A 25,000-nucleotide genomic window follows, 5' to 3' on the forward strand; every position below is an offset into this window, starting at 1 on the left:
CCGGTCCGGCAGCAGCGGCTGGATGCGTGCCCACTGGGCGTCAGTCAACGACACACATCAACCAACGATCCGATGATCCGAAGGAAACGGCCTAGTCATGAAAGCTGATTCTCCCGGCGATGACGTCGCGAGCTGCTTCGGTCACACTCTGGCTGCGGGTGAACGCGTGGGCGCGCAGCCGGGCCAGGGCGTGCGGCGCGTCGAGATCGAGGAAGATCATGATCATGCCGGTTGCCTGGTGGACTTCGTCGTGGTCGGTTTCGGCCGCGTCGAGCCAGGCGGAATCCTCGCCCGCGGTCGAGGACGAGGCCTGCAGGGTGAGCAGCGCGATGGTGATGGCGTCCGCCGCCGGGAAGGCGAACGACTGGTCCCATTCGGACAGGCCACCCGGCGTCCGGCGGTAGAGGTCCAGTGTGCCGATCGCGACGGCGCTGCTGCCCAGCGGCAGAGAGAAGACAGCCCGGACACCGAGCTCGACCGCCTGCTGCGCGAAGACCGGCCAGCGCCGAGCGTCCTGTCCACCGGCGAGATCGGCCGCCAGTACCGGGGCCACGGCGTTCAGCGCGCTGCGGCACGGACCGTCTCCCAGGCTGTACTGGGCCTCGGCCAATCGCGCCGCGACCGTGTCACTCGACCACCAGGTGGCACGCGTGTCCGCGTCACCACTGAGTGAAATCGACGCCCCCGTGATGTCGAGAAGGTCCACGCAGGCCTGGCACAGCCGGGCCGGCGCATCACTCTTCCGCTCCCCCTCCACCGCGGAAAGCAACACTTCCGTCAGACGTGCCAGGGCCACGGCGTCCATCGCCATCCCGGCGCCCGCCCCGCCTTCGTCCGGCCGATCGGGGGGATCCGACTCCACCACTGTCACCTCCGAGAGCCGCTTCCTCCCATTCTCCCCCACGGACACCGCGCGCCCGGCGCCGTTCGCACACCGCGTCCATGAAACGCCCTCGGCACTCAGCAAGGGTCATGCTGTCCAGCCGCCATCGCCATACCGCGAGCACGGTGTTCGAGCTGACGGACGTGGAGGAGACGACGCATCTCCCTGAGCTTCCGCTCCCGGCCGCCGGCCGCGTCGGTCCTGGGTTGAGCGAAGACCAGCAGCCGGCCGCCCGGTCCGCTACGGCCCAGTACGACGAGCAGTGCGGTGTTGGCGCCGGCACGGGAACGCACCATGCCGAGGAACTGGTCGGCGTCGCCCCGCCGTTTGAAGATCCTTCCCAGATCCAGGACGATCACTTCGGTCTGCCGGGACAGGGCCGCGGCCAGCGCCACACTCAGCTGGGCGACATGGGTACGATCGGAATTCGTGCAGATCGTGAGCAGCACGGTGCTGCCGAGAACACGCAGGTCGAACGGCTTGTTCATGGGCTCCCCCAAGACTTTGGGGTGGCAGCCCGGGACACCGGAGGGTTGTCTCCTGATGCCAGGCGCACAGCGGGTGCCGTGCGAAGTCCGGAGTTCAAAGCGACGGGCACACTGTGTGCCGCGAGTCGGCCCGTATGGGTGGCGGGTCACCGACGTCTCAAGCAGAGGGACCAGGCTGGTCGATCCCTTCCAGCCTCCCACACCTCGACCCACCCGATGGCGGGTCTCCGTGCGAACGGTGCCTCGGGCCGCGCAGCGCAGACCGGCTGCGGCCGGGGCCCTGGCGGTCCTCGGCCGGCACAGGAGCCGGGCGGCCCCCGGTCAGAGTCGGGGCGCGGGAAAGGGTCCCTCGGTCGGGTCGTGGACGACGGCGCGGGCGACGTCGGTGAGCTTGGCCTGGCGGCTTCGGGCGTGGTGGCGCAGCAGGTCGAAGGCGTCGTCCACGGTGCAGTTGAGGCGTTCGGCGAGCAGGCCCTTGGCCTGCTCGATGATGACGCGGCTGTTGAGTGCGGCGCTCAACTCCCTTTCTCGGGACCGGAGTTCATCGAGCATGGCCCGGTGGGCCAGGCCGATCGCTGCGGCGTCCGCGAGCAGTTGGCCCGTGTCCACGTCCACCGGCGGCTGTGCGCCGCGCCCGTGGTACAGGTTGAGTGCGCCGAGGGTGCTGTCGCCATACCGCAGAGGCAGCACGGTGACAGCGGTGACACCCACGCCCACCGCTTGCGCGGCGAAGCGGGGCCAGCGCGTGCGGGTGTGCGGGTGCCCCACGGGCACATTGGCCAGCGGCTTGGCGATGCGGCAACTGTCCAGGGCGGGACCCTCGCCCAACTCGACCTGGATGGCGGTCAGTCGCTTCCCCATGCCGTCGCTGGCCGCACTGTGCACGACGGCCCCGTCGGCGGCTGTGAGGATGCATCCGGCCGATTCCACGCCGGGCAGCCGGGCGGCGGCGTCGGCGAGCCGCTGAAGGACGGTCTCGCTGTTCTCCTCGCGGACGGGAACATCGGCCAGGTGCAGCAGCATCGGGACTGTCGGGTGCCCGCGGAAGGAGGGGGTCATATCCGTCGCCATATGATCGAGTTGTATGTATGCGGCGCGGCTCGAATGGCCCGCAAGGCACCTGCTCTCTGCCCCTGCGGAGGCGAAGTACACCTTGAAATCGCCAGAGCACCGCATTTTTAATCCACTTGGCGGATTCGTCCACAATCTCCGCGCCGGACTCCCAGGCACGCGCCTCATGGGACAGCGCGGCGCCGGTACGGCCGACGACGACACCGCGGTCCTGCCGGACCGGCTCGTCGCACGCTGCCCGGACCTCGCCGGAGCGGACACGACCGGGGTGATGACAGGCCACCGCCCAGCACCTCGTCAGCCGCACCCTCGACCCCGGCACCGTACTCGCCGACCGCCCCCGACCTTCACACCGGTCGGGCGCCCTGCCAGCCGTCGTGGTGAAGGACCTGCTCCAGCGGCAGTCGCGGCCCCGGCCGGAATGTGCCGCGCAGCGGGTGGGCCGTCGGCAGCAGCGCGCCCTGACGGACGGTGGGCGGCAGACCCAGCAGGTCGGCCACCTCCCGCTCACGGTCCAGGTGGACCGCCGTCCAGGCGGTGACCAGACCGCGGCTGCGGGCGGCCAGCGCGTAGCTCCAGGCGGCGGGCAGCAACGACGCCCACAGACCTGCCTGGTTGCCCGCCGGCAGCCGTCCGTCGGCCACTTCGAGACAGGGGATGACCAGGACCGGCACCCGGTGCAGCCGGTCGGCCAGCGCACGGGCGTCGGTGAGCACGGAGCGGGATGCCTCGGGCAGCTCCGAGAGCCGTTCCAGTTCGGCGGAGTTGCGGTCGTAGAACGCGGTCCGGTACACCTCGGCGACGTCCGAGCGGATCCGCGGGTCGGTGAGCAGGATCCAGCGCCAGTTCTGCCGGTTGTTGCCGTTGGGTGCCTGTAGGGCGATGCGCAGACAGTCCTTGACCAGGTCCGGGTCCACCGCCCGGTCCAGGTCCAGGCCGTGCCGCACACATCGCGTGGTCGTCAGCAACTCCTCGCAGGACAAGGGAAGTTCGTCGCTCACTGCAGCAGCACCGCCCGGACGACGAGCGCGAGGTACGTGGCCACGACGAAACCCGTCGCGGCGGGCAGCGGCCACCCGCCGCGCCCGGCGGCCAGGAACCGACGGGTGGCCAGGGCGGGCAGGACGGCCGCCAGGCAGGGCAGCAGCCCGAGCGGGCCCCGCGGCGCGAACAGCAGGAGCTGGCAGCCGACCGCCCCCGCCGCGAAGCCCGCGGTGATCACGGCGGCGCGGCGCGGGCCGAGGCCGGCCGAGTACAGGCGGGCACCGGGTGATGCCTCCCAGGCCGTCTTGCGGGCGAACTCGAAGTGCAGGAAGACACAGGCGCACAGAGCGAGCAGCACGGCACAGCGCCAGTCCGCGGCGACGGTCCCCGCCGCGACGAGCGAGCCGTAGACGTAGCCGCCGAGGAGCAGCTGCACCGGGTAGGTCACCGCCAGGTTGAGCAACTGCCGGTCGCGTACCGCTGGTGACAGGCTCTCCAGTACGGCGAGGAAGAGCCCGTACGCGAAGGCAGCGAGGATCAGCAGTGCGTCGGTGACCGACCGGGCGGCGTTCAGGCCCGTCACCACCACGACGATCACCGCCATCGCGCCGCGCAGTTCGGTCGCGGTGATCGCGCCGGTGACGAGCGGCCGGTCCGGGTGGTGGACACGGTCGTGGGCGAGATCCTTCTGCTCGTCCAGCATCCGCAGGAACAGCAGCGCCAGTACGACGCTGACGACCCGCACCCAGGTGGCGCCGGACGGACGCCAGGCCGTATCGGTCACGGCCACCGCCGAACCCTCCAGCGCGAGGACCCACAGCAGTCCGTAGGTGACGTAGATCCGCGGCCGGAACATGCGCAGCACGAACCGGCCGAGTCTGACGGGCACTTGTGGGGCGGCGACGGTGGTCACTGCAGGACCCTCCGGTCGGGTGAGTGTCGCGTGCGGGTCGGCCGGCAGTCGGGTGGGTGCGGCCGGGCTCATGCGGCCGCGTGGGCCGTCGGTGCCGCGAGGGCACGCGCCGGTCCGGCGGTGTCCGGATCGGCGAGCCTGATCCGGGCCTCGGCGGTCAGGGCGCCGGGCTGGCGCAGGGTGCACTCGACGGCGGCGCCGGGCAGGACCGGAGCTGTCCGGCACTCCAGCGGCAGGTCCATCTCGGCGAAGCGGCGGAACCGGGCGGCCAGGGCGACCGGCAGCGCTCCGGACGCGCGGACGGTTCCGGCGGCCACGGCCGCGCGCAGGGCGAGTTGGCGGAAGGCCTCCAGTTCCAGCATGCCGGGCACGTGGTCCACCCAGTGGTCGTACAGGGTCGGGTGCGTGGTCTCGGCGAACACGTGCGCCGTGTGGGTGCCGTCGTTCCCGGTGCGCGGCGGGGAGATGACCGTGTTGGCCCGGGCACGCCGGCCGACGAGGGCGGGGTCGACGTGTGGTCCGCGCAGCGCGACGGGCACGGCGGGCAGGCCGAGCGCGCCGCGCTGTCCGGCGCGCAGGCCGGCCCAGTCCTCCGGCGGCATCCAGGAGTAGCCGATGCGGGCCAGCAGGGCCTCGCGTGCGCCCACGGACAGGGTGAAGTGCAGGCGCAGTCCCCGCACTCCGGCCCTGGTGCGGTACCGCTGCTCGACCCGCGTGGTGATGACCGCCTCGGTGGGGCGGTCGCCGCGGGCGAGGGCAGCCGGGTCCCGCACCTCGAACTCGACCGCTCGCAGCAGGAACTTGTGCCCCAGCGGGACGCCGAGGTGGCGGTGGGCCACCACGAAGATGCCCTGCCTGCACGCCTCGAGGAGCAGGAAGGGATCGTGGTGGGTGCGGGGGCCGAGGGTGTCGTCGTAGAACGCGTGCCGGCTGGGAAATCGCGCGGCCAGCAGCATCTCGTCCTGGCCGTGGCGCTCGGCGTCGGTCAGGAAGACCTCCGCGACCGCGGAGCGGTGCACCAGTTCCTTGGGAAGTGTCCGGGTGAACTGCATGGGCCGCTCCTCACTTCGCGGTGGCGCGGACGGTGTCCAGGTGGCGGCGCCAGGTGTCCGCGTCGGCGCCGTCCAGCACGGGTGCCCGGCCGGGCTGCCGCATGGGGAGCACCTTTGAGCCGACGATGACGGTGTCCCACGGGTCGAGGTCGATCCCTCGTTCCCACGCGGTCTGGAGCAGCCGGCGCGGATCGGCAGCCGGGTCGGCGCCCCCGTGCCGGGCCACGGTGTCGCGCAGCCGCGCGACGGCGGGGTCGAAGTCGAGGTCCCGGGGCTCGGTGGCGGCGTACAGGCGGTCGGTCAACTCCCGGGCGCACGCGGTGCGGTCCTCGTAGGCGAGGGCGGAGCGGAACAGGCGGTCGCGCGCGGTGTCGTCGAAGTGGACGGCCAACTCGCGCAGGACGTCCGCGGGTTCGTCAGCGGTGTGCGCGAGGTTCAGCAAGTAGCTGTAGCGGCCGAGGACATGGCGCAGCTGGCCGGGTCTGCGGGCGTCCGGGTCCGTGGGTCCCTTGAGCCGGGTGAGTTCGACCGAGGCGGGCACGTCCAGGTCGTCATCGGGGCGGACGAGGAGGACGAGGGCGTCGGCGTCCTCCAGGAAGAGCGCGGCCAGCCGCCTGCGGTGGGGGGTGGCGAGGTTCCACTGGAAGTACCACAGGGAGCGGATCATGGTGCGGGTCAGCCGGGTGACCGCCGCGCCGACGATCCTGAATCTCTGCGCGGTCAGCCAGTCCACGGCCGCGTCCAGCCTGCGGGCCACGACGGCGTCCGGCTTGAGCAGCAGCACGGCGTGCCGGTGGGCGAAGCCGATGATGTCGCCGGTGAGGGCCGCGAGTTGTTCGTGACTCTCCTGGAAGTAGGTGTCGGCGCCGTACAGCCGTTGCTTTTCGGGGTGGCAGGTCAGCAGGGGGGATACGGGTATGCCGTGCGGGGGCGCGGCAAGGTGGGCGGGGGTCATCGGTGGGTGCTCCCGTCGGGTCGGGCGGCGGCCGGCTCCTTGCGCGGGGGCGGGCCGAGGTAGCCGGTCGCGAGGCAGTGGTCGAGGAGGCGCCGCAGGTAGGCCCGTCCGCCGGACGGCGCCCGACGGTGGCCGAAGGCCTCGGTGTGGGTGGCGTCGAAGCGGACTCGGCGCCGGAAGTAGGGGGCGTACAGGGAGACGACGCGGTCGTAGTAGGGGCGTTCGCGGTCGGGCAGGGCCGTTGCGGAGAACGCGGACGGGGGGACGAACCGCGGCACGTGGAAGGACGGGTACTCGGCGAGGACGTCGGACATGTCCCGCAGGGTCAGCTCGTGGCCGACGGCGTGCAGGGTGCGGCCCTCGGCGTCCTGGAAACGGGTGGCGGCGGCGGTCACCAGGTCGGCGACGCGGTCGACGGGGACCAGGTCGAGGACGGCGTCATGGTGGCCGGGCACGGTGCGTACCAGGCCCCTGGTGAGGACCCGGAGGACGGGATAGATCGTCTTGAGGTCGCGGACACGGCCGGTGCGGGTGGCGCCGGTGACGATGCTCGGGCGCACCACGGTCACGGGCAGGCCGTCCGTCGCGGCCTTGCGGACCAGCGTCTCGGCGGCCAGTTTGCTCTTCTCGTAGTCGTTGCCGGGGCGTTGGCCGAGGTCGAGTTCGTCCTCGCGGGCGGTGCCGTCGCGTTCCCCGCACACGTAGGCGGTGCTGACGTGCACCAGCGGGGTGCGGCCTGCCGACGCGAGGGCCAGGACGTGCCGGGTGCCCTCGACGTTGAGGTGCTCGTACCGGTCCTGCGGCAGCCCGAAGTCGGTGACGGCGGCACAGTGCACGATCCGGTCGGCGCTGCCGGCGAGCCGCCGGTCGTCGTGGCTCAGCCCGAGGCCGGGGCGGGTGATGTCGCCGGTGATCCGGGTGAGGGTGCCAGGACCGGCGGTGAGCTTTCTGCCGTTGTTGCGGACAAGGTCGCCGTTGCGGTGCAGCAGTGCCAGCACGGTGTGGCCCGCGGCGGTGAGCCGGGCGGTCACCTCGGCGCCCACGAAGCCGCTGGCACCGGTCACCAGCACCGTCATCGGATCGGAGACCATCGGATCGGACATCGGTGCATCCTCCGTGCGGAACGTGGGGTGCGGCACTGTTCGGGAGCCCGGTGCCGTCACGGGGCTTGGTGGGGCTGGGTCCCGTTGCCGGACAGCAGGTCGCGGGCCTCTTCGATGGGCAGCTCCGCGCCGAGATGGGCGCCGATGCGCAGCCAGTCGTGGCCAAGTTGCAGGGTCGCCCGCCAGGTGTCCGCGGAGTCGAAGGAGAGCGGGAAGGAGTCGGCGCCCACGGCCCCGCGTACCAGGGCGATGAAGAAGCGCAGCTCCCCGAGGAGAGCGTCGCCGTCCTTCGCCCAGTCCACGCCGAGCTGCAGCAGTTCCCCTGCGCGTACCCCGATCGGCCGGGTGTTGGGCGGCAGCAGATCCATACGGCGTACGAGGTCGGCGTCGGCGGGCAGTGGGTTGACCCCGTGGGCGCTGGCCAGTCCGCGCAGCGCGGCGTGCACGGCGCGCCGCGCGGTGAGTTCGGCGACCCGCCACTGGCCGCGTTGCAGGGCCCCGGTCAGATCCTCGACGGCGTTCTCGACGACCACGTTGGACCACACCAGGGCCATGGCCGCGGCGGCGAACCGGTCGGCCGGCACGGGCATCAGGTCGACGGCGCGCGGTCCGCCGACGGCCGCGCCGCGCACCGACAGCAGCGGCTGCGCGGTGGAGGGCGGCGGGGTTACGGGTCCGGGCGGGGCGGCGAGCGGCAGCGAGGGCGTGACGGTGCCGCCGCCCTTCCAGGCGAGGCGGATCAGTCCGTAGCGCAGGAAGACGGCGAGCAGTGGGCCGGGGTCCGTGACGCCGGTGCCGGCGGCCCGGGCCAGGACGCGGGGCAGCGGCTTGCCCAGGACGAGGGAGCGCCAGACGGCTCCGGCGTCGGCGCCGAGGGCGAACACATCGCGCCGGCCGCGGACGACGTGGACCCGTTCGCCGGTCTGCCAGGTGGTCACCCCGGCCACACGTCGGACGGTGAGCCGCTCGGGCTGCCGGGGAACGTCGGTGAGTCCGAGTTCCTCGGCGAAGTCGAGGCAGGCGGTCAGGTGGGCTCGGGCGGCGTCGGTGTCTGCCTCGCCAAGCCGGGGAGGGGCCGCTTCGAGCTCCCAGTAACGGTCGCGTATGTCCGCCCGGCCGGCCCGGTCCAGTTGCATGGACAGCCACTTGGGTTCGAGATAGGTCTCGCCCAGGCTGGCCGCCCATGACTTGACGCTCTGCACGAGTGCGGCGCGGTTCCAGTCGACGGCCTCGTCGCCCTCGCCGAGGCACAGCAGCGCCATCGCGTGCCGCAGGGACTGACGGGCCCGGTGCGCCCACCAGTCGGCGGCGATTCGGCGGAACCGCTCCACGGGGATGGTCGCCTTCACCTCCTCGACCAGGGCGTGGCCGCGCAACGGGTGGCTGTGCAGCACCCGCTGGCAGCGGTTGAGGAGATCCTCGGAGAGCCGGCCTGGCCGCTTGGCACCCTCCTCCACCGCCCGTAGCTGGTCGGCGAGTTGGCGCACCGACCGGGTGCGGATCTCCACCCGTCGGCCGTCCACGAACAGCAGCGACGGCATGGTCGGCGGGTCGTCGTCGCAGCGGCCGATGAGCAGGAAGTCGATGTCGGAGGAGGGGTTGCCGAATCCCTCCGCGATGGATCCCTCCAGGGTCACGGCCCAGTCGCCGGGGGGCAGTTCGGCGAGGGACTTGTCGAGCAGGTCCTGCAGCCGTTCCTCGCTGAGGATCACTGATGGGTCTCCGTTCGGGGGCTGTCCGGGGCGGCGGTCGTGCTGTCGCGGGGCGGGTCGGCCAGGACGGTGACCGTCCCGGCGGCGCCGTCGACCCGCAGCCGGGTGCCGGTGCTGATCTCGGTGGTGGCGCCCTTCACCTGGACCACGGTCGGAATGCCCAACTCCCTCGCCACGACCGCGACATGAGTGAGCGGGCTGCCGCGTTCGATGACGAGGGCGGCGGCCGAGGACAGCGCGGTCACCCACCCCGGGTCGGTGCGGTAGGTGAGCAGGATGCCGCCGCCGATGTCGCGCGGGGTGTCGGTGACCACGGCGGGCCCTTCGGCGACGCCGGGGCAGCAGGGGACGCCGCTCAGCTCGCGGGCACCGCTGCGGGCGGCCGGGCCGCCCGTCCAGCCGGCCCGTTCCAGGTTGCCGGACCAGTACGGGGCGCCGCGGGTGGTGAAGCGGGAAGGGGCGTGCAGCGCGGTGTCGGCGGCGAGTTGCCTGCGGCGCAGCACGACCAGATCCCGCAGTTCGGTGTGGGCGATCATGCCCTCGTAGGCGCCCCGGACCTCCTCCAGGCGCAGCAGGAACACGTCGTCCCAGGTGTCGATCGCTCCGGCGCGTGCAAGGTCGCGGCCCAGTGCGCGCAGCATGCGCTTGGCCGCTCCGAAGGCGCGGGTACGGCAGAACCTGAGCCGTTCCCGGTCGGTGAGCGCCGTGCGGGCCTTGCTCCGCACTAGTTCGTACACCATGCGGCGCGGGCCGCGCAGATGCTGGTCGAGGTAGGCGTCGGCCTCGCCGCCGCGGTCCGGCCCGTGACTGTCGCCGGTCTCCGACAGCGCGTCGCGCAGCAGTGGGAAGAGTCCGGCCGGGTTCTCGTGCAGGTCGGGGACCTCCAACTTGAGTTCGTCGGGGCTGCGGTAGCCGTAGTCGGCGATGTACGCGTCGACGGCGGCCAGGAACCGGGTGTGGCCGCCGCCGCGCAGCGCCCTGCGGACGTCGGAGTCGGGGACGTGTTCCAGGAGGTGCAGGATCCTGGTGTCGGCGCGCGCTTGGGCGGCCAACTCGCGCAGTGCCCAGACCGGTTCGGCGGACTCGACGGCGCCGCCGGGGGCTGCCGCGGCCCAGGTGAACCATTCGGGCGCCGCGGGGAGCCATCTGCGGGTGAGCAGGGCGAGCAGTCCCACGGAGAGCAGGATCGTCGCGTCCAGGATCTGCATCGGGCCCCATTTCTCGATGAGTTCCCGCTGCAGTCGCCGGAAACGGCGGTAGGTCTCGTGTCCGGGCAGCGCGTCGTAGTCGACATTGTTGAATACCGTGTACGCGCGATAGAAATCCCGGTGAAACGTCTCCACGGATTTCCGGATGGTGAGGAATCTCGCGGCGAAGATCGTCGTACGTGTCAGGCGTGCGATCCGGCCGCGCAGTCCGGTCCGGGGCGTGAACGGATGGAGCGTGTCGGCGACTTCGTCGGAAATGCTCTCGGCGACGCCGAGGGATTTCTCCAGGACGCGCCGGTTGAGCGGGTACAGCGGGGCGAGGCGCACCATGCGGTACCAGTGGAAGAGGTTGTAGTAGACCCGGCCGTGGACATAGCCGAGCAGGTGCGGGGTCCACTCCTGCACCGCGCGCAGTTCCTCGCCGCGGACACCCAGGGCGCGGGCGTAACTGTCGTATACCTTCGCGTAGGTGTCGGCGGCGAAGCTGTAGGTGAGCGGGGACACGACGCCGCTGAAGCTCTCGATGATGTTGGAGTTGTCCCAGATCCGCAGGTCTCCCCCGGGCTCCGGCGCGGAGCCGCTCGCCGGGCCGAGGGTGGTGACCGGTCGGCTCTGCAGGATCCACAGCGTGTCGTCGGCGATGGCCCATTCGATGTCCTGGGGGGCGCCGTAGTGAGCGGTGACGCGGACCCCGGTCTCGTGCAGCCGGGCGAGGTCGGCGGCGGTCAGGACCGGAGTGGCGCGATCCTCGCCGACGACGGGTGACACCCGGCAGCCGGCTCCGGATCCGGCGTCGTAGCGCTCCCGTTTGTCGCCGATCACCGTGGTCAGCGGCTCGCCGGTGGTTGCGTCGAGGACGACGGTGTCGGCGTCGACCGCGCCCGAGACCAGCCCCTCCCCCAGCCCGTGGACGGCGCTGACGACATACCGGTCGGAGCGTCCGGTCGCCGGGTCGGCGGTGAACAGCACGCCGCTGCGCTCGGCGGCGACCATGCGCTGCACGATGACGGCGACGCCACCGGCGCCGGGCGGCAGCCGGTGCTGCGCACGGTAGCGCAGGGAGCGTTCGCAGAACGCGGAGGCCCAGCAGCGGCGGACGTGGGCGACGACCTCGCCGAGGCCGCGGACGTTGAGGAAGCTGTCGAACTGTCCGGCGAAGGAGTGACGTGCGCCGTCCTCCTGCGCGCCGGACGAGCGGACGGCCACCGCGCCGCCGCCGGCCAGTCCGTAGGCCAGTCCGATGGCGTCGGTGATGCGGTCCTCGATCGGTGCGGCCTCGATGAGACGCGCGATCTCCGCGGCGACTCGGCCGGGGTTCGACTCCCAGCCGTCGGTGAGCAGCCGTGCCAGGTGCTCGTCCAGTCCGCTGTCGCGGCAGAATTCCGCGAATACGTCCAGGCCGATGATCGACCAGCGCGGTACTTGAAATCCGGACGCGGTCAGGGTGTGCAGGTTCTTCCCTTTTCCACCGGCCCATTCGGTGGTAAGGGATTCGTCACTGGATGGCGTGAGGACGTGCAGGGACCGGTGTTCGGATCCCGTGGTGGGCGACAACGCGTTTCCCCTCCAAGGGTGTTACTCGACCTCGCCCGAATGTTGCACAGCAGAGCCGGTCAAAAAAACTCCGGCGGGCCGCAGTAGGCGCTTTTCGGTCGTCGTAGGCTTTTCAATTTCCGGGTCGCACACCGCTGTTCAGGGCGTCCCCTGGGGACTCGACGACTTACGGGACGATCCAGCCGAATCAGGTCGGTCCCGCTCCGGAGGCGGCCCGGGTCACGGCGGGCGGTACGCGGCGGCAGCACCCCATACGTCCGGGTCGGCACCGGCATTCCCGTACGACGAGAAGGCCGCGGCGGAGCAGCCCGCCACACCGCCCTTGATTGCCACAAAGCCACACGTTCGGACATAGGGAAGGGTCGACCAGAAAGGAAAGCAACAAATATTGACGCAATCAACCAACGCGCGTAACTTCCGACTCAGTCGTCAGGCAGCCTGAACTCGGCTGTTCCGAGGGCGAGTTGTAGCTCCACCCTCCACCTTGGGAGCACACATGCGCAGAAGAAGATCTGCCTCCTCGCGTCTCTTCCCGTCACCGGCGGCCGGGCCGGTGCACCGACTGGCTCGACTGCGTCGCGCCCTGCTGTCCGTCGCCGCCACCCTCGGCCTCCTGGTGACCGTCCTGGTCGCGATGCCCGGTGTCGCGCAGGCGGCGGGATCACAGCCGTGCGACATCTACGCGGGCGCGGGGACCCCCTGCGTAGCCGCCCACAGCACGACCCGCGCACTGTTCTCCGCGTACAACGGCCCGCTCTATCAGGTCACCCGCGCCTCCGACGGCGCGACCTCCGACATCGGGCTGCTGTCGGCCGGCGGCTACGCGAACGCCGCCCAGCAGGACAGCTTCTGCGCGAACACGACGTGCAACATCTCCAAGGTGTACGACCAGACGTCCCGCCACAACGACCTTTTCCCCGGCCCCGCGGGCACGGCCGGAATGGGTGCCGACCGGGGTGCGGACGCGAGTGAACTGGCCGTCACCGCCGGCGGCCACAAGGTGTACGGGATCTGGATCTCCCCCGGCGTCGGCTACCGCTCGCACGGCGCCGCCTCGGGCGTCGCCGTGAACGGCCAGCCTGAAGGCGCCTACATGGTCGCCAGCGGCACCCACGTCGGCTCCGCCTGCTGCTTCGACTACGGCAACGCGGAGTCCACCCCCGCCGACACCGGCAACGGCCACATGGACGCGGTGTCCATCGCCACCACCTGCTACTTCGCGCCCTGCAGTGGCTCCGGCCCCTGGATCGAAGCCGACCTGGAGAACGGCATGTTCCAGGGCGACAACGGCTCCAACACCGCGAACAAGGGCAACAACAGCACGTACGTCACGGCCGTCCTGAAGAACAACGGGCAGACCACCTACGCGCTGAAGGGCGGCAACGCGCAAGCGGGCGGCCTGTCGACCTGGTGGGACGGTGCCCTGCCCACACGGGGCGGCTACCGGCCGATGCAGCAGGAGGGTGGCATCATCCTGGGCACCGGTGGCGACAACAGCAACTGGAACATGGGGACGTTCTTCGAGGGCGTGATGGTGTCGGGCTATCCGACCGACGCGGCCGAGAACTCCGTACAGGCGAACATCGTCTCCGTCGGCTACTCGGGCCAGACCAACATCCCGAACGGCCCGCAAGGCACCATCACCGGCCCCGGAAACCAGTGCGTCGACGTCGCCGCGGACGACACCGGGGTGAACGGCACCGCCGTACAGCTGTGGAACTGCCAGTCCTACGCCGAGGACCAGTACTGGACGCACAACGCGAACGGATCCCTCGCCACCATCGGCCGGTGCCTGGACATCATCGGCAACGGCACCGCCAACGGCACCCAGGTCGAACTCTGGGACTGCAACGGGGTCGGAGGACAGAAGTGGGTGCAGCGCGCCGACGGCTCGCTGTTCAACCCGCAGTCGGGCCGCTGCCTGGACTCCCCCAACGGCGCCACCGCCAACGGCACGCGCCTGCGGATCTGGGACTGCAACGGCTCCGCCGCCCAGAGGTTCGCCGTCAACGCGGGCGCACCCGTCGCAGGACCGGGCGGCTCCTGTGCCGACGTGGCCGGGGACGACAACGGGTCCAACGCCACGGCCGTACAGCTGTGGGGCTGCCAGTCGTACGCGGTCGACCAGCACTGGTTCCACAGCTCGGACGGCCGGCTGCACACGCTGGGCCGCTGCCTCGACATCATCGGCAACGGCACGGCCAACGGCACCCAGGTCGAACTGTGGGACTGCGGCACGGCCGGAGGCCAGATCTGGCAGCAACAGGCCGACGGCTCCCTGCTCAACCCGCAGTCGGGCCGCTGCCTGGACTCCCCCGACGGCGCCACCGCCAACGGCACCCGCCTCCAGATCTGGGACTGCAACGGCGCGCCCGCCCAGAAGTTCGCACTGGGCTGACCCCACCGCGGTACTCCTCGGCCCGGCCGGACCGCTCGACGTCCGGCCGGGCCCGCCCCATGCCGCGAGGCATGGACGGCCCACCGGCGACCGCCCCGCACGGGGATCCGGCAGAGGCGGAACCAATACGGGCTTCTCCCAAAGCTGTTGGCACTGTCCCCATCTGTGGTAATCGACCTGCATGCCGAAGAAGGCTCAAGCAGCCGCCGACCACCACGACGGACCGACCCTGCGGGTACGGCTGTGCCGGGTGCTGCGTGATTCCCCGGCCGGCCGGGGATGGCGGCGGAGCAGAGAGATCGAACTGGGACAGAGGTCGCTGGGCTTCGCGGCGCTCGGATTCCTGACCCTGGTGCCGCTCCTGATCGTCGTCTCCGCCGCCGACCCGGCGCACGGACGGGGGTTCGCGCAGTGGCTGGGGGACGGACTCGGCGTATCGAGCGCCGCCCGGGACCAGGTCGCGCGGTTGTTCGCGGGGCCCGCCCAGGTACTGCAGACCACGACCGCGTTCGGACTTGCCGCCCTCGCCGTCTTCGGTCTGAGTTTCGGAGCGGCGGTACAGACCGGCTACGAGAAGGTCTGGGACCTGCCCCCGGCCCGCTGGTACGCGAGATGGCGCCAAGTGCTGTGGCTCGCCGTGCTCATCGGATCCCTCTACGTGTCCGCGACCACCACGCTGTGGCGCCACTCGGCCGTCGGCACGCTGACCGCGACCCTGACCGCGGTCCTGTTCTTCTGGTGGTCGCAGTGGATGCTGCTCGGCGGACGGATCGCCCCGAGGGCCCTGCTTCCCGGCGCGGCCCTGACCTCCCTGGGCCTGCTCGGTCTCCGGGTCTTCTCACGTCTGGTCTTCTCACCGCTGATCGCCTCCAGCGCCGTCACTTACGGTCCCTTCGGTACCGTCCTGGTCGTCCAGTCCTGGCTGGTCGGGGTGGGCGTCGTCGTCTTCGACGGAGCGCTGCTGGGGCGACTGGCGCATGAGGAACTGTCCACCCTGGCACAGGTGTTGAGGCAGCAGGCCCGACGCCGAGAGCGTTGACGCGGGGCGGCCGCGGTTGGCTACGGTGCGCTGGCCAATCCCCGCGGGTCGCACCAGTCCTCGTATACGAACGATTCGGGAGCACCGACCAGGGTTCGCGTCCGCGCCGCCCACGTGCTGACCCGGACTTCTCCGATCAAGATCGCTTCGCCGGTCAGCTCGATCAGACTCTCCTCGGGCATGATCCGGAAGCGGGTACGCACGGCATCGCCGGCCAGGAGGTACAGGCAGCCGAGAAAGAAGCGGCGCTGAGGGCACTGCCTGTCGGCGGCAAGAGTCAAGAAGAGCGAGCCGAAGGCTGGGCGCGTTGCGACGAGGTCCCAGTCCTGGGAGACCGGGTCCTGCGCGTCAGGCGCGTAAGCCCACGCGGTCATCTCTTCAAGCGTGGGGTTGTATACGTCGTCGAACGACGGTTCTGGGCTCACGTCGCCTACCCAAGCGCAGCGGACTGATCGTCACAAGTTACGCACGGATCGGCGGGACGGCGGAAGCCGGCTTTGTCCGCGAGTCGCTCGAGACGGCGGACGGCAGAATGGTGGGCGGTGTCGCCGGTGGAGTGGTCGGCAGCGGCAAGGGCACAATGCGGACGGGATCGAGGATCTGTTGCAGATGGGGACTTGGCTGGAGGGGCTGTTCGGAAGGGGGCGGCCCCGCACCGCGGATGAGACCCGGCTGGAGAGACGGGTTGAGTTCTCGCCCGAGGAGCGGGCGGTCCTGCTCGTCGGAATCCTCGACGACCCCGCCGCGCGCGAGGACGAAAAGTACGACGCGGCGATGTACCTGGAGGACTTCCCCGGCCCGCTCGTCGAGTCCGGCCTGATCCGGACCATCCGCGCCGAGGACTTCACCAGCGTGCTGGCCCAGCTCTGCGCGGCGTCACTCGCCTGCATCTGGGCCCGCCAGGACAGGATCGACCGCGACTTCTTCCAGGAGCTCCACAGGACGGCTTTGGACGAGGTCCTCGGCGTCCTCGGAGCCCGTGCCCCACACTTGATCCCGACAATGGACGGGGGAAACTGACGGTCCTTCCCGCAACAGCCTGCCGGTCCAGGCTTGCGCACTCGACTTGGGCAGCTCAGGTGCTCCCTGCGGCTCGCCGTCGCGGAGCGGAGTGGTCCGGCGGGTGTTCAGCCGATGAGTTCCGGGGTCAGCAGGCGGTACCGCGCCAGAAGCATGTTGAGTGCGGCGATGATCAGGACCGCGGCCGCGATGGTGAGCAGCGCATGGCCGGTACCCCATGGTGTGATGAGCGTGCCGAGGGCACCGCCCGCGAAGATGCCGACGACGGTCGCGACGAGCCGTACCCGGCTCGTACGGCGTTGCGGGGTCGCGGAAGTGGCGCCGGTGAGGCCGTGGATGAGGCGGACCAGCGACACCTGGACCAGCAGTGTCGGCATGCCGGGAACAGCCGCGCGCAGGGCGGTGTCCGCGCGCAGGCCCATGGCGAAGCCGACCAGGGCGATGACCAGGTTGTCCGGGTGGTCGGTGAGTGAGCCGGATCCGTTCCGCCACATTGCAGTGGCACCGGCGAGCGCGAGGAGTGCCCCTTCGACGGCCAGGGCGGCCGCGAACCAGTGCCGGTGTCGTGTGACGAGACCGCGGGTGGCGAGGGCCCCGGCCGCGGCCCCCAGGACGAAGGCGATCAGGGCGATGGCGGGGCGGGCCACCGGCACCTGTCCCTCACCGGCGACGGCGAAGGAAAGGAAGAGCAGATTGCCCGTGGCCAGCGCGGTGAAGACGTGCCCCATGGTCAAAAGGCTGACCGCGTCGACCGCGCCCGCCAGGACGGTGATGGTCGCCATGACAACCGTCTGCTGACGTTCGCGTCGTGCGGCGGACGCCGGTGGTCCGGCTTCTTCACTCATGAGGTCAGTCTCGGGAACCAGGACTCCACAGCCGTGGTGGCCGGGCCGACACGCGATGTGCGTGCCGCCAATGGACGGTGCGGCGAGGCTCGTCGTGGGATCCGCCGGCCTGCCCCACCGTTTTCCGGAGGGTGTTTCGGGTGCGGGTACGAGCCGTCGCCGCGTCCGTCCGTGGCGATGTGTCAGGCGGGCCTGGCGGCGGCCGCGTCAAGGGCTTCCCGGGCGGCGGGCACAGCCGCGGCCCGGTCCTGCGGCACGAGGCCGATGCGGGTACGCCGGTCCAGGAGGTCGGCCTCGTCGAGGGCGCCCTCGTGCAGCACGGCCCACAGCAGCGCGGCCCGCGTGACGGGATGTCCGGGCACCACGGGCTCGTTCAGCTCGGGGTCGCGGGCGCCGAGCGCGTGGACGGCGGGGGCCTCGGCTCCGTAGCGACGGATCAGATGGCCGGGGGCGGCCAGCGAGCCGAGCCGGTGCGGGGCGGCGGCTCCGACCAGCGGCAGGGAGGCGGTCGTCGAGGGACCGGCGCGGAGGCTCCGGGCCTCGACCGCCGCGTCGACCGCGTCCTGCGCCATGCGGCGATAGGTCGTGAGCTTGCCGCCGACCACGGTGATCACTCCTTCGCCGGAGGTGAGGACGGCGTGCTGGCGCGAGATGTCGGAGGTGCGGGCCGTCTCCCCCGACCGTGTCGGCGCGGTGTCCAACAGGGGGCGCAGCCCCGCGAAGGCGCCGACGACGTCACGTCGCCTCACCGGTGTGTCCAGGGCGGAACCCAGAACGTCCAGCAGGAAGCCGATGTCCGACTCGGGCACCTGAGGCACGTCCGGTATGTCACCGTCGACGGGTTCGTCGGTCAGGCCGACGTACACCCGGCCGTCGTCCTGCGGCAGGACGAGGACGAACCGATTGGTCTCGCCCGGGATCGGGATGTGCAGTCCGGTGGGCAGCGGTCCGAACAGGTCGGCGCGCAGCACCAGATGGGTTCCGCGCGAGGGACGGATACGGATGCCGTCGACCAGGTCGCCCGCCCACACACCGGACGCGTTGATGACCGCGCGGGCCCCGATCTCGCCCTGTTCTCCGGTGAGTTCGTCGCGGACGCGGGCGCCGGTCCCGCCGATCTCCAGGGCCCTGACCCGGGTGAGGATCTTCGCGCCGTGGGCGGCGGCGCTGCGGGCGAGCGCGGTGACGAGGCGGGCGTCGTCGGTCACCTTGCCGTCCCAGGACAGCAGGCCGCCGCGCAGGCCGCCGGGGCGGACCGTCGGTGCCAGGTGGCGGGCCTCCACCGCGGAAAGGCGGCGCGGCGCGGGCAGGGTGGCGCGGGAGGTGCGGGCCGCCAGCCGCAGCGTGTCCCCGGCCCGGAAGCCGGCCCAGGCCAGGGAGGCCTGACCGCGCGACACCAACGGGGTCAGGGGCAGGACGAAGGGCTGGGCCCGCACCAGGTGAGGGGCGGTGCGCTCCATGAGGACACCGCGTTCGACCGCGCTCTCGTGGGCGACGTCGAGCTGCCCGGAGGCCAGGTAGCGCAGTCCGCCGTGGATGAGCTTGGAGCTCCAGCGCGACGTGCCGAAGGCGAGGTCGTGGGCGTCGACGGCGACGACGCTGAGACCGCGCGCGGCGGCGTCGAGGGCGACCCCGGCGCCCGTGGCGCCGAGTCCGACGACCAGGACGTCCACCACGTCGCCGTCCACGGCCTCGGCCAGTTCACGGCGGCGGCGGGCGGCGGAGAGCGACGATCCGGGGGCCGGGGCCGCCGGGCCGGACGGACTGCTGGTGGGGCTGCTGGTGGGGCTCATGGCGTGAGGGTCCTCTCCAGAAGGATGCGCAGTTCGTCGAGAAAGGCGGTGCTGGTCAGTTCGGGGTCGTCCTCGTCGGTCATCGTCCGCAGCGACAGGGTGAAGGACTGGACCACGAGCAGCACGGCACGGGCCTGCCGTCTCGTGGGGGCGAGCCGCACCGACCCGTCGGCGTGGCCCTCCGTCAGGGTGTCGGCGAGGAGCCCCAGGAGAGCTTCCTGACTGGCTCCGCGGCGGTCCAGTACGTAGGGCAGCAGCAGTTCGGGATCGACGTCGATGATCTTGCGGAAGAGCGGGTGGGCCCGGAAGGCCTCGACCCCGGTCACCAGACCGTCCACGATCAGGGAGCGCGTGTCCTGGCCCGGCCGCCGCTCCGGCATGGCGCGGGTCGCCACGTCGACCCACTCACGGGTCATCAGATCGCCGACCAGCGACCGCACATCGGGCCAGCGCCGGTAGAGCGTCATGCGCGAGACGCCGGCGCGGCGGGCCACGTCCGTCAGGGTGGTGCGCCGGACGCCGACCGCCAGGACGCAGTCGCGTACGGCGTCGAGGACGGGATCACTGTCCGAGTGGTTGTGACGAATAGGCGTCATGTGTAACAGTGTAACGCCCTGTGCGGCCGTGCGGGAGACGGCGCGTCGCGAACCGACCGATGAGGACTACGTTCATGGACATGCTGTGGAGTGGCTGGGGCGACCCCGCCAAGGCGGCGCCGCTGCCCGACTCGGTGACCGGCCTGCTGCGGGATCTGCTCGGCGTCAAACCGCGGGACACCGACGTACGCGCACTGGAGGAGATCTCCCTCCCCGAGCCCCCGTCGGCTCCCGCCCTGAGTGCGCTGGCGGACGCCGTCGGCGGTGCGGACCACGTGCTCACCGACCCGGAGAGCCGGATCAGGCACACCCGCGGAAAGTCCACGCCCGATCTGCTGAAGATCCGCGCGGGCGACGCCGGGGACGCCCCCGCGGCCGTCGTCCTGCCCGCCACCCACGACGAGGTGCTCGCCGTACTGCGCGCCTGCGCCGAACACGGCCTCGCCGTCGTCCCGTTCGGCGGCGGTACCTCCGTCGTCGGCGGCCTCGCCCCCGAGCGGAGCGCGTTCGTCGCCCTCGACCTGCGCCGTATGAACGGCCTGCTCGACATCGACCCCGTCTCCCGCACCGCCACCCTCCAGCCGGGCCTGCGCGCCCCCGACGCGGAGGCGCTCCTGGCCGAGTACGGGTTCACCCTCGGGCACTTCCCCCAGTCCTACGAGTGGGCCACCATCGGCGGATTCGCCGCCGCCCGTTCCAGCGGACAGGCCTCCGCCGGATACGGCCGCTTCGACGAGATGGTCCTCGGTCTCACCCTCGCGACCCCGGAAGGCACCCTGGACGTGGGCCGCGCACCCCGCTCGGCGGCGGGCCCCGACCTGCGGCAGCTGATCCTCGGTTCCGAGGGCGCCTTCGGGGTCATCACCTCCGTCACCGTACGGATCAGGCCGCTGCCCCGGACCCGGGTCTACGAGGGGTGGCGGTTCGCCTCCTTCGAAGAGGGCGCCACCGCTCTGCGCAGGCTCGCCCAGGACGGACCGCGCCCCACGGTACTGCGGCTGTCCGACGAGACCGAGACCTTCATCGGTCTCGCCCAGCCCGACGCCATCGGTTCGGCCGGGGCACCGACGAACGCCGGATGCACGGCGATCGCCGGGTACGAGGGGACCGAGGAGGACACGGCGTACCGGCGCGAGCGGGCCGCCGCGGTCCTGCGCGCCGCCGGAGGGACCTACCTGGGGGCCGAGCCCGGCGAACGCTGGGCGCACGGCCGCTACTCGGCGCCCTACCTGCGCGACTCACTGCTCGACGCCGGGGCCTTCGCCGAGACCCTGGAGACCGCGACCTTCTGGTCACGTGTTCCCGAGCTCTACGCCGCCGTGCGCACCGCGCTGACCGAGACGCTCTCCGCCGCGGGAACCCCGCCCCTGGTGATGTGCCACATCTCGCACGTCTACGAGAACGGTGCCTCGCTCTACTTCACCGTGGTCTCCGCCCAGGGCGAGGACGCCGTGGCCCACTGGGCACCGGCCAAGGAGGCCGCCAACGAGGCCGTCCTGGGCGCGGGCGGAACCATCAGCCACCACCACGGCGTGGGAACGGATCACCGCGACTGGTATCTCCGGGAGGCGGGACCACTGGGCATCGAGGCCCTGCTGGCCGTCAAGGCGCGGCTGGACCCCGACGGCCTGCTCAATCCCGGGATCCTGCTGCCCATCGACTGACTCCCGTCGCGAACGCCTCCCGGCGGCCCTGGGCCGCCGGCGCGTCATCGGGCTCCGGCACCCACGCCGTTGCCTTGCTCAGGATCCGGCTTCGGCTTCGGCTTCGGCTTCGAAAACCGTGGCCGGGCTCAGGCTCCGCCCCTGCCCCACCCCGCCCCGCTCCGCCCCACCCGTCACCGCCCGGAGGCACACCGATGCGACAGTTCACCGCCGTCGTCAACCCCACCGCGGGCGGCTCCACCGGGGCGGCTGCGCTGCTCCCGGTCGCCCGCCTGCTGCGGGAGGCCGGAGCCGGACTGGAGACCGAGTACAGCCGCAGCCTGGCCCACGCGCAGGAGCTCGCACTCCGTGCCGGGGAGCAGGGCCGGGTCGTCCTCGCCGTCGGCGGTGACGGGATCGCCGGCGGAATCGGCGGCGCTCTCAGCGGGACGGACACCGTACTGGGCCTGATACCGGCGGGCCGCGGCAACGACTTCGCCCGCGCGCTCCAACTGCCCACCAACGCAACGGACTTGGCTCAGGTTCTGTTGCATCACGAGCCGCGCCGCGTCGACACCATCGAGGTGGAATCGGCGGTGCACTCCCGCACCGTGGTCCTGGGCAGCGTCTACGCGGGCGTCGACGCCCTCGCCAATCAGCACGCCAATCACGCGCGCGTGTTGCGCGGGGCCGCCTCGTACTACGCGGGCGGTCTGCGCGCGGTCACCGGCTGGCGTCCGGCGTCGTACCGCGTCACCGTCGACGGAGCCGAACACCTCCACCGCGGCTACACCGTAGTGGCCGCCAACTCCGCCTACTACGGCTCCGGACGCATCATCGCCCCGGCCGCCCGGGTGGACGACGGCCTGCTGGACGTCGTCATGATCCGGGAGGCCCCGCGCCGCCTGTTCTTCACCCTGATGAACGAGCTGAAGACCGGCGCCCACACCGAGCGGCCGGAAGTGGTGATCCTGCGGGGCCGGGAGATCCGTATCGAGGCCGACCGGCCTGTTCCCTACGGCGCCGACGGGGAGGTCGAGGCCGCCCTCCCCGTCACGGCCCGGGTGCGACCGGGCGATCTGGCCATGCTCTTCTGACCGCCCGGTTCATCGGCGCACGTCACCCCGCGGTGGATTCTCCGCTCGCGCTGCCCGCCAGCCACTGGTCCCAGCTCAGGTTGAAGGCGGCGTAGCCGTTGTCGGCCGAGGCCTTCGCCCGCGGGGAGCCCGTGACGGACACCGGGTCACCCTGCTTGACCTGGCCGTAGAACCACTTCGCGTCGGACATCGACAGGTGGACACAGCCGTGCGAGCCCCGGGCACTGCCACTGCCGGGGTTCGGGTCACCCGTCGAGTAGTGGACGTAGGTGCCTGACTGGGTGAGGTGGACATCCCAGGGAAGGGTCAGGTCGTAGTAGTTGGCGGCGCCCTTGGTGCAGCTGATGCCGACGCTGCACGAGGTCATGTGGACCTTCTCCTGCTTGTCGATCACCGCCATGACGCCGTTCCACGTGGGGTACTCGGCACTCCCCGCGTTGATCGACAGGGTGCGCACGGGCGCGCCGTTCTTCGTGACCTTCATGGTGTGTCCGGTGACGGACACATCCGCGCGGACATCGTCGCCGACGGTGAAGTCGTGCACGTAGGAACGCGTGCCGTAGCGGCCGTTGCCGTTGGCCACGCCCTTCATGTCGGCGGTGATCTTCACCTTCGTACCGGCCGCCCAGTACGACTTGGGCCGCCAGTCGACCCGCCGGTCCCCGAACCAGTGCCACGCGCCCGACATCGGCTGGGAGCTGGTCACCTTCATGTGCTTCTCGACATCGGCGCGGGCCTTCGCGCCCACCGGATTGGTGAATATCACCGAGATCGGCATCGCGACGCCGACCGTGGCACCGGTCTGCGGCGTGATCGTCTCCAGCAGCATCGGTGGCCCCGCGGGCTTCGATGGAGACGGCTTCGCGCTGGCCGTCGGTTTTGCCGACCCGCCCTTTCCGTCGTCGGAACTCGCCTTCGGTGTCCCCCCGCCACAGGCGCTGGTGCCCGCCAGCACCGCAACCATGACGAGTGCCATCGATATACCGCTACGTCGCTTCACATCTACCCCGGCTCACAATCGTGCCTGCCTCACTGCATTGTTGGACTCCGGACGCTCGTCCGCGGTTGCAGTCCATGTGTAAAGCGCGATTCAAAACCCGACACGAGAGGTCCCGCACGGCACAGATCGGCGATCACGCGAGACCCGAGCAGCCGTCCCGTACAACGTCGGCTCGGCAGCGCGGACCGGTAACAAGGCCGAAGGTCATCGCGGCATGACGCTCTGTCGGGACGCGCCGACGTATCGGCGCCGACCGGTGGCCGGACGCCGATATCCCTCAGTTCACGTCACGTCACGTCACGTCACGTCACGTCACGTCACGTCACGTCACGTCACGTCACGTCGATGAGGTGACGCCGACCCGGCCGAGGTGCCGGGCGAAGAACCGCACCGCGCTGTCGGCCTCGAACCTGGGCAGTTCCTTGTGCCTGCCGGCGTTGGCGTGCAACGTCTTCTCCTGCGAGGCGAAGGCGTCGAACAGTGCGAGTCCGGCCTCGCGCGGAATGTGCTCGTCGTCCCACTGCATGTCGAACTCGACCGGGACGGTGATCTGCTTCGCCTTCTCGGCCAGGACATCGGGCCAGTGCTGACCGAAGACGGCTGCCGTGATCCTGGGTTCGATCGCCACGAGCGGCACTCCGATCGCGGTGCCCATGTTGATGCCGAAGTAGCCGACCGGCCCTTCCGCGCCGATCTCCGGCAGTTCCTGGAGAGCGTCCAGGGTCGCCTGCCACTCCGGTACGGCACGCTCCGCGAGGTGGGCGTTGTAGCGGACGACGACCGGGCCTTCCGGCTCGCCCGCCGACCTCGCCCGGTACAGCTCGGCGATCTCCTGCTCGTCGTGCGCCGTGCGCGGCCGGTCTCCGTGACCGGGCGCGTCGATGACGGCGACGTGGAAGCCACAGCCGGACACGAGGCGCTGTGCCCGGCCTGCCATGGCCGGTGCCTTCTTGTGGGTACCGCCACCGTGCCCCATGAGTACCAGGGGTGCCCGATCGATGCCGGAAGCCGGAGACCACAGGACGCCGGGGATCTCGCCCACGATGAAGTCGCGCTCGATCATGCCGTTCGACGACGACTCGGCAGTGAACTGCAGTGAATGCATAGGTCTTGCCTTTCGGGAGTGCCTTGTTGTCGAGGCGCTCCCGGCGACACCTATGTCAAGGGCCGTACCGTGACCAACAGGGGGAGCACCCACATGCATACAGCGTTCATGGGTCTCACCTCCTCGCACGACGTCACGGCCTGCTGCAAGCTACCAGCCGGGGCGTCGTCCCGCCCAACCCTTTTTGGGTCCTACGAGCTCGTTCCAGGAACCGCATCGCCCTCCTCCGCCGCCCCGAACTCCCCCGTGGGCGTGCCGCTGTTGGAGCGGATGAGCGGGACCAGCAGCCCGGCACCGGCCACGGAAATCACGGCAACCAGCCGCAGCATCCCGTCCATCGCCGAACCGTCGGACGCCGCACCACTGGTGGACCCGCTGATCGTCTCCAGGACGGTCGCGGCCACCGTCACGGCCACCTCGCCCCACAGCACCGGCGAGGTGAGCACCAGCCCCGACGCCGCCGCCAACCGCCCGGCGGACATGTGCCCGGCCGGGGCGGACCGACTGTCGCGATGGTGGGCCGAGCACGCGCAAGTCCGCA

At 71.2% G+C, this 25,000-nt stretch carries 22 protein-coding genes; 5 read left to right on the forward strand and 17 right to left on the reverse strand.

Features of this window, described 5'->3' with window-relative positions; translation table 11 throughout:
- Positions 1–91: 91 nt before the first annotated feature.
- The 10 genes from ACFYR3_RS15595 to ACFYR3_RS15640 all read right to left on the reverse strand — a co-directional run bounded on the left by ACFYR3_RS15595 (position 92) and on the right by ACFYR3_RS15640 (position 11,923).
- The gene (locus tag ACFYR3_RS15595; protein ID WP_389283337.1) at positions 92–862 is read right to left on the reverse strand and encodes a GAF and ANTAR domain-containing protein; all 771 of its coding nucleotides are present in this window, start codon (positions 860–862) and stop codon (positions 92–94) included.
- Positions 863–960: 98 nt separating this feature from the next.
- Positions 961–1,371: a hypothetical protein gene (locus ACFYR3_RS15600; protein ID WP_389283339.1), complete on the reverse strand. Its 411-nt coding sequence runs from the start codon at positions 1,369–1,371 to the stop codon at positions 961–963.
- A gap of 321 nt (positions 1,372–1,692) precedes the next feature.
- Positions 1,693–2,430 carry an ANTAR domain-containing protein gene (locus ACFYR3_RS15605; RefSeq protein ID WP_389283341.1) on the reverse strand — a complete coding sequence of 246 codons (738 nt, stop codon included), beginning with the start codon at positions 2,428–2,430 and terminating at the stop codon, positions 1,693–1,695.
- A 359-nt stretch (positions 2,431–2,789) separates the two neighbouring features.
- Complete coding sequence (locus tag ACFYR3_RS15610) at positions 2,790–3,443, reverse strand: nitroreductase family protein (RefSeq protein WP_355841666.1); 654 nt, start codon at positions 3,441–3,443, stop codon at positions 2,790–2,792.
- Complete coding sequence (locus ACFYR3_RS15615; RefSeq protein ID WP_389283343.1) at positions 3,440–4,339, reverse strand: hypothetical protein; 900 nt, start codon at positions 4,337–4,339, stop codon at positions 3,440–3,442. The genes ACFYR3_RS15610 and ACFYR3_RS15615 overlap by 4 nt, the downstream gene beginning before the upstream one ends.
- Positions 4,340–4,407: 68 nt before the next feature.
- Positions 4,408–5,391: a ScbA/BarX family gamma-butyrolactone biosynthesis protein gene (locus tag ACFYR3_RS15620; RefSeq protein ID WP_355841672.1), complete on the reverse strand. Its 984-nt coding sequence runs from the start codon at positions 5,389–5,391 to the stop codon at positions 4,408–4,410.
- Between the two features lie 10 nt (positions 5,392–5,401).
- Complete coding sequence (locus ACFYR3_RS15625) at positions 5,402–6,346, reverse strand: nucleoside-diphosphate kinase (protein ID WP_389283345.1); 945 nt, start codon at positions 6,344–6,346, stop codon at positions 5,402–5,404.
- Positions 6,343–7,449, reverse strand: coding sequence for an SDR family oxidoreductase (locus tag ACFYR3_RS15630; protein WP_389283347.1), 1,107 nt, complete (start codon positions 7,447–7,449; stop codon positions 6,343–6,345). Before ACFYR3_RS15630 ends, ACFYR3_RS15625 begins: the two co-directional genes overlap by 4 nt.
- A gap of 56 nt (positions 7,450–7,505) precedes the next feature.
- A complete protein-coding gene (locus ACFYR3_RS15635; RefSeq protein ID WP_389283349.1) occupies positions 7,506–9,161 on the reverse strand; it encodes a hypothetical protein in 1,656 nt (551 codons plus the stop codon).
- On the reverse strand, positions 9,158–11,923 hold the full coding sequence (locus tag ACFYR3_RS15640; protein WP_389283351.1) for a phosphoenolpyruvate synthase: 2,766 nt from the start codon (positions 11,921–11,923) through the stop codon (positions 9,158–9,160). The genes ACFYR3_RS15635 and ACFYR3_RS15640 overlap by 4 nt, the downstream gene beginning before the upstream one ends.
- 496 nt (positions 11,924–12,419) lie before the next feature.
- On the opposite strand from ACFYR3_RS15640, the gene ACFYR3_RS15645 reads away from it, so the two are divergent.
- On the forward strand, positions 12,420–14,321 hold the full coding sequence (locus tag ACFYR3_RS15645) for an arabinofuranosidase catalytic domain-containing protein (protein WP_355841687.1): 1,902 nt from the start codon (positions 12,420–12,422) through the stop codon (positions 14,319–14,321).
- 181 nt (positions 14,322–14,502) lie between these two features.
- Positions 14,503–15,360, forward strand: a complete 858-nt coding sequence (locus ACFYR3_RS15650; RefSeq protein WP_389283353.1) for a ribonuclease BN — start codon at positions 14,503–14,505, stop codon at positions 15,358–15,360.
- A 20-nt stretch (positions 15,361–15,380) separates the two neighbouring features.
- Here ACFYR3_RS15650 and ACFYR3_RS15655 read toward each other — a convergent pair whose 3' ends face one another.
- Positions 15,381–15,785: a hypothetical protein gene (locus tag ACFYR3_RS15655; RefSeq protein ID WP_356781415.1), complete on the reverse strand. Its 405-nt coding sequence runs from the start codon at positions 15,783–15,785 to the stop codon at positions 15,381–15,383.
- Between the two features lie 184 nt (positions 15,786–15,969).
- On the opposite strand from ACFYR3_RS15655, the gene ACFYR3_RS15660 reads away from it, so the two are divergent.
- A complete protein-coding gene (locus ACFYR3_RS15660) occupies positions 15,970–16,380 on the forward strand; it encodes a hypothetical protein (RefSeq protein ID WP_389283355.1) in 411 nt (136 codons plus the stop codon).
- 107 nt (positions 16,381–16,487) lie between these two features.
- Here ACFYR3_RS15660 and ACFYR3_RS15665 read toward each other — a convergent pair whose 3' ends face one another.
- From ACFYR3_RS15665 to ACFYR3_RS15675, 3 genes are all read right to left on the reverse strand, one after another.
- Entirely contained in the window at positions 16,488–17,225 is a 738-nt protein-coding gene (locus tag ACFYR3_RS15665; protein WP_389283357.1) for a YoaK family protein, read from the reverse strand.
- A 182-nt stretch (positions 17,226–17,407) separates the two neighbouring features.
- A complete protein-coding gene (locus ACFYR3_RS15670) occupies positions 17,408–19,018 on the reverse strand; it encodes a glycerol-3-phosphate dehydrogenase/oxidase (RefSeq protein WP_389283359.1) in 1,611 nt (536 codons plus the stop codon).
- Positions 19,015–19,614 (reverse strand): TetR/AcrR family transcriptional regulator, encoded by a 600-nt coding sequence (locus ACFYR3_RS15675; protein ID WP_355841705.1) that lies wholly within the window; start codon positions 19,612–19,614, stop codon positions 19,015–19,017. Before ACFYR3_RS15675 ends, ACFYR3_RS15670 begins: the two co-directional genes overlap by 4 nt.
- 74 nt (positions 19,615–19,688) lie before the next feature.
- On the opposite strand from ACFYR3_RS15675, the gene ACFYR3_RS15680 reads away from it, so the two are divergent.
- Positions 19,689–21,278 (forward strand): FAD-binding oxidoreductase, encoded by a 1,590-nt coding sequence (locus ACFYR3_RS15680; RefSeq protein ID WP_355841708.1) that lies wholly within the window; start codon positions 19,689–19,691, stop codon positions 21,276–21,278.
- Between the two features lie 194 nt (positions 21,279–21,472).
- Positions 21,473–22,354, forward strand: a complete 882-nt coding sequence (locus ACFYR3_RS15685) for a diacylglycerol kinase family protein (RefSeq protein ID WP_355841711.1) — start codon at positions 21,473–21,475, stop codon at positions 22,352–22,354.
- A 22-nt stretch (positions 22,355–22,376) separates the two neighbouring features.
- On the opposite strand, the gene ACFYR3_RS15690 is transcribed toward ACFYR3_RS15685, so the two are convergent.
- From ACFYR3_RS15690 to ACFYR3_RS15700, 3 genes are all read right to left on the reverse strand, one after another.
- On the reverse strand, positions 22,377–23,330 hold the full coding sequence (locus tag ACFYR3_RS15690; protein WP_355841714.1) for a L,D-transpeptidase: 954 nt from the start codon (positions 23,328–23,330) through the stop codon (positions 22,377–22,379).
- A gap of 361 nt (positions 23,331–23,691) precedes the next feature.
- Positions 23,692–24,459, reverse strand: coding sequence for an alpha/beta hydrolase (locus ACFYR3_RS15695; protein ID WP_389283362.1), 768 nt, complete (start codon positions 24,457–24,459; stop codon positions 23,692–23,694).
- Between the two features lie 191 nt (positions 24,460–24,650).
- Positions 24,651–24,941, reverse strand: a complete 291-nt coding sequence (locus tag ACFYR3_RS15700; RefSeq protein WP_355841720.1) for a hypothetical protein — start codon at positions 24,939–24,941, stop codon at positions 24,651–24,653.
- Positions 24,942–25,000: the final 59 nt, after the last annotated feature.

The organism is Streptomyces sp. NPDC005784 (assembly GCF_042871525.1).
Classification (GTDB): domain Bacteria; phylum Actinomycetota; class Actinomycetes; order Streptomycetales; family Streptomycetaceae; genus Streptomyces.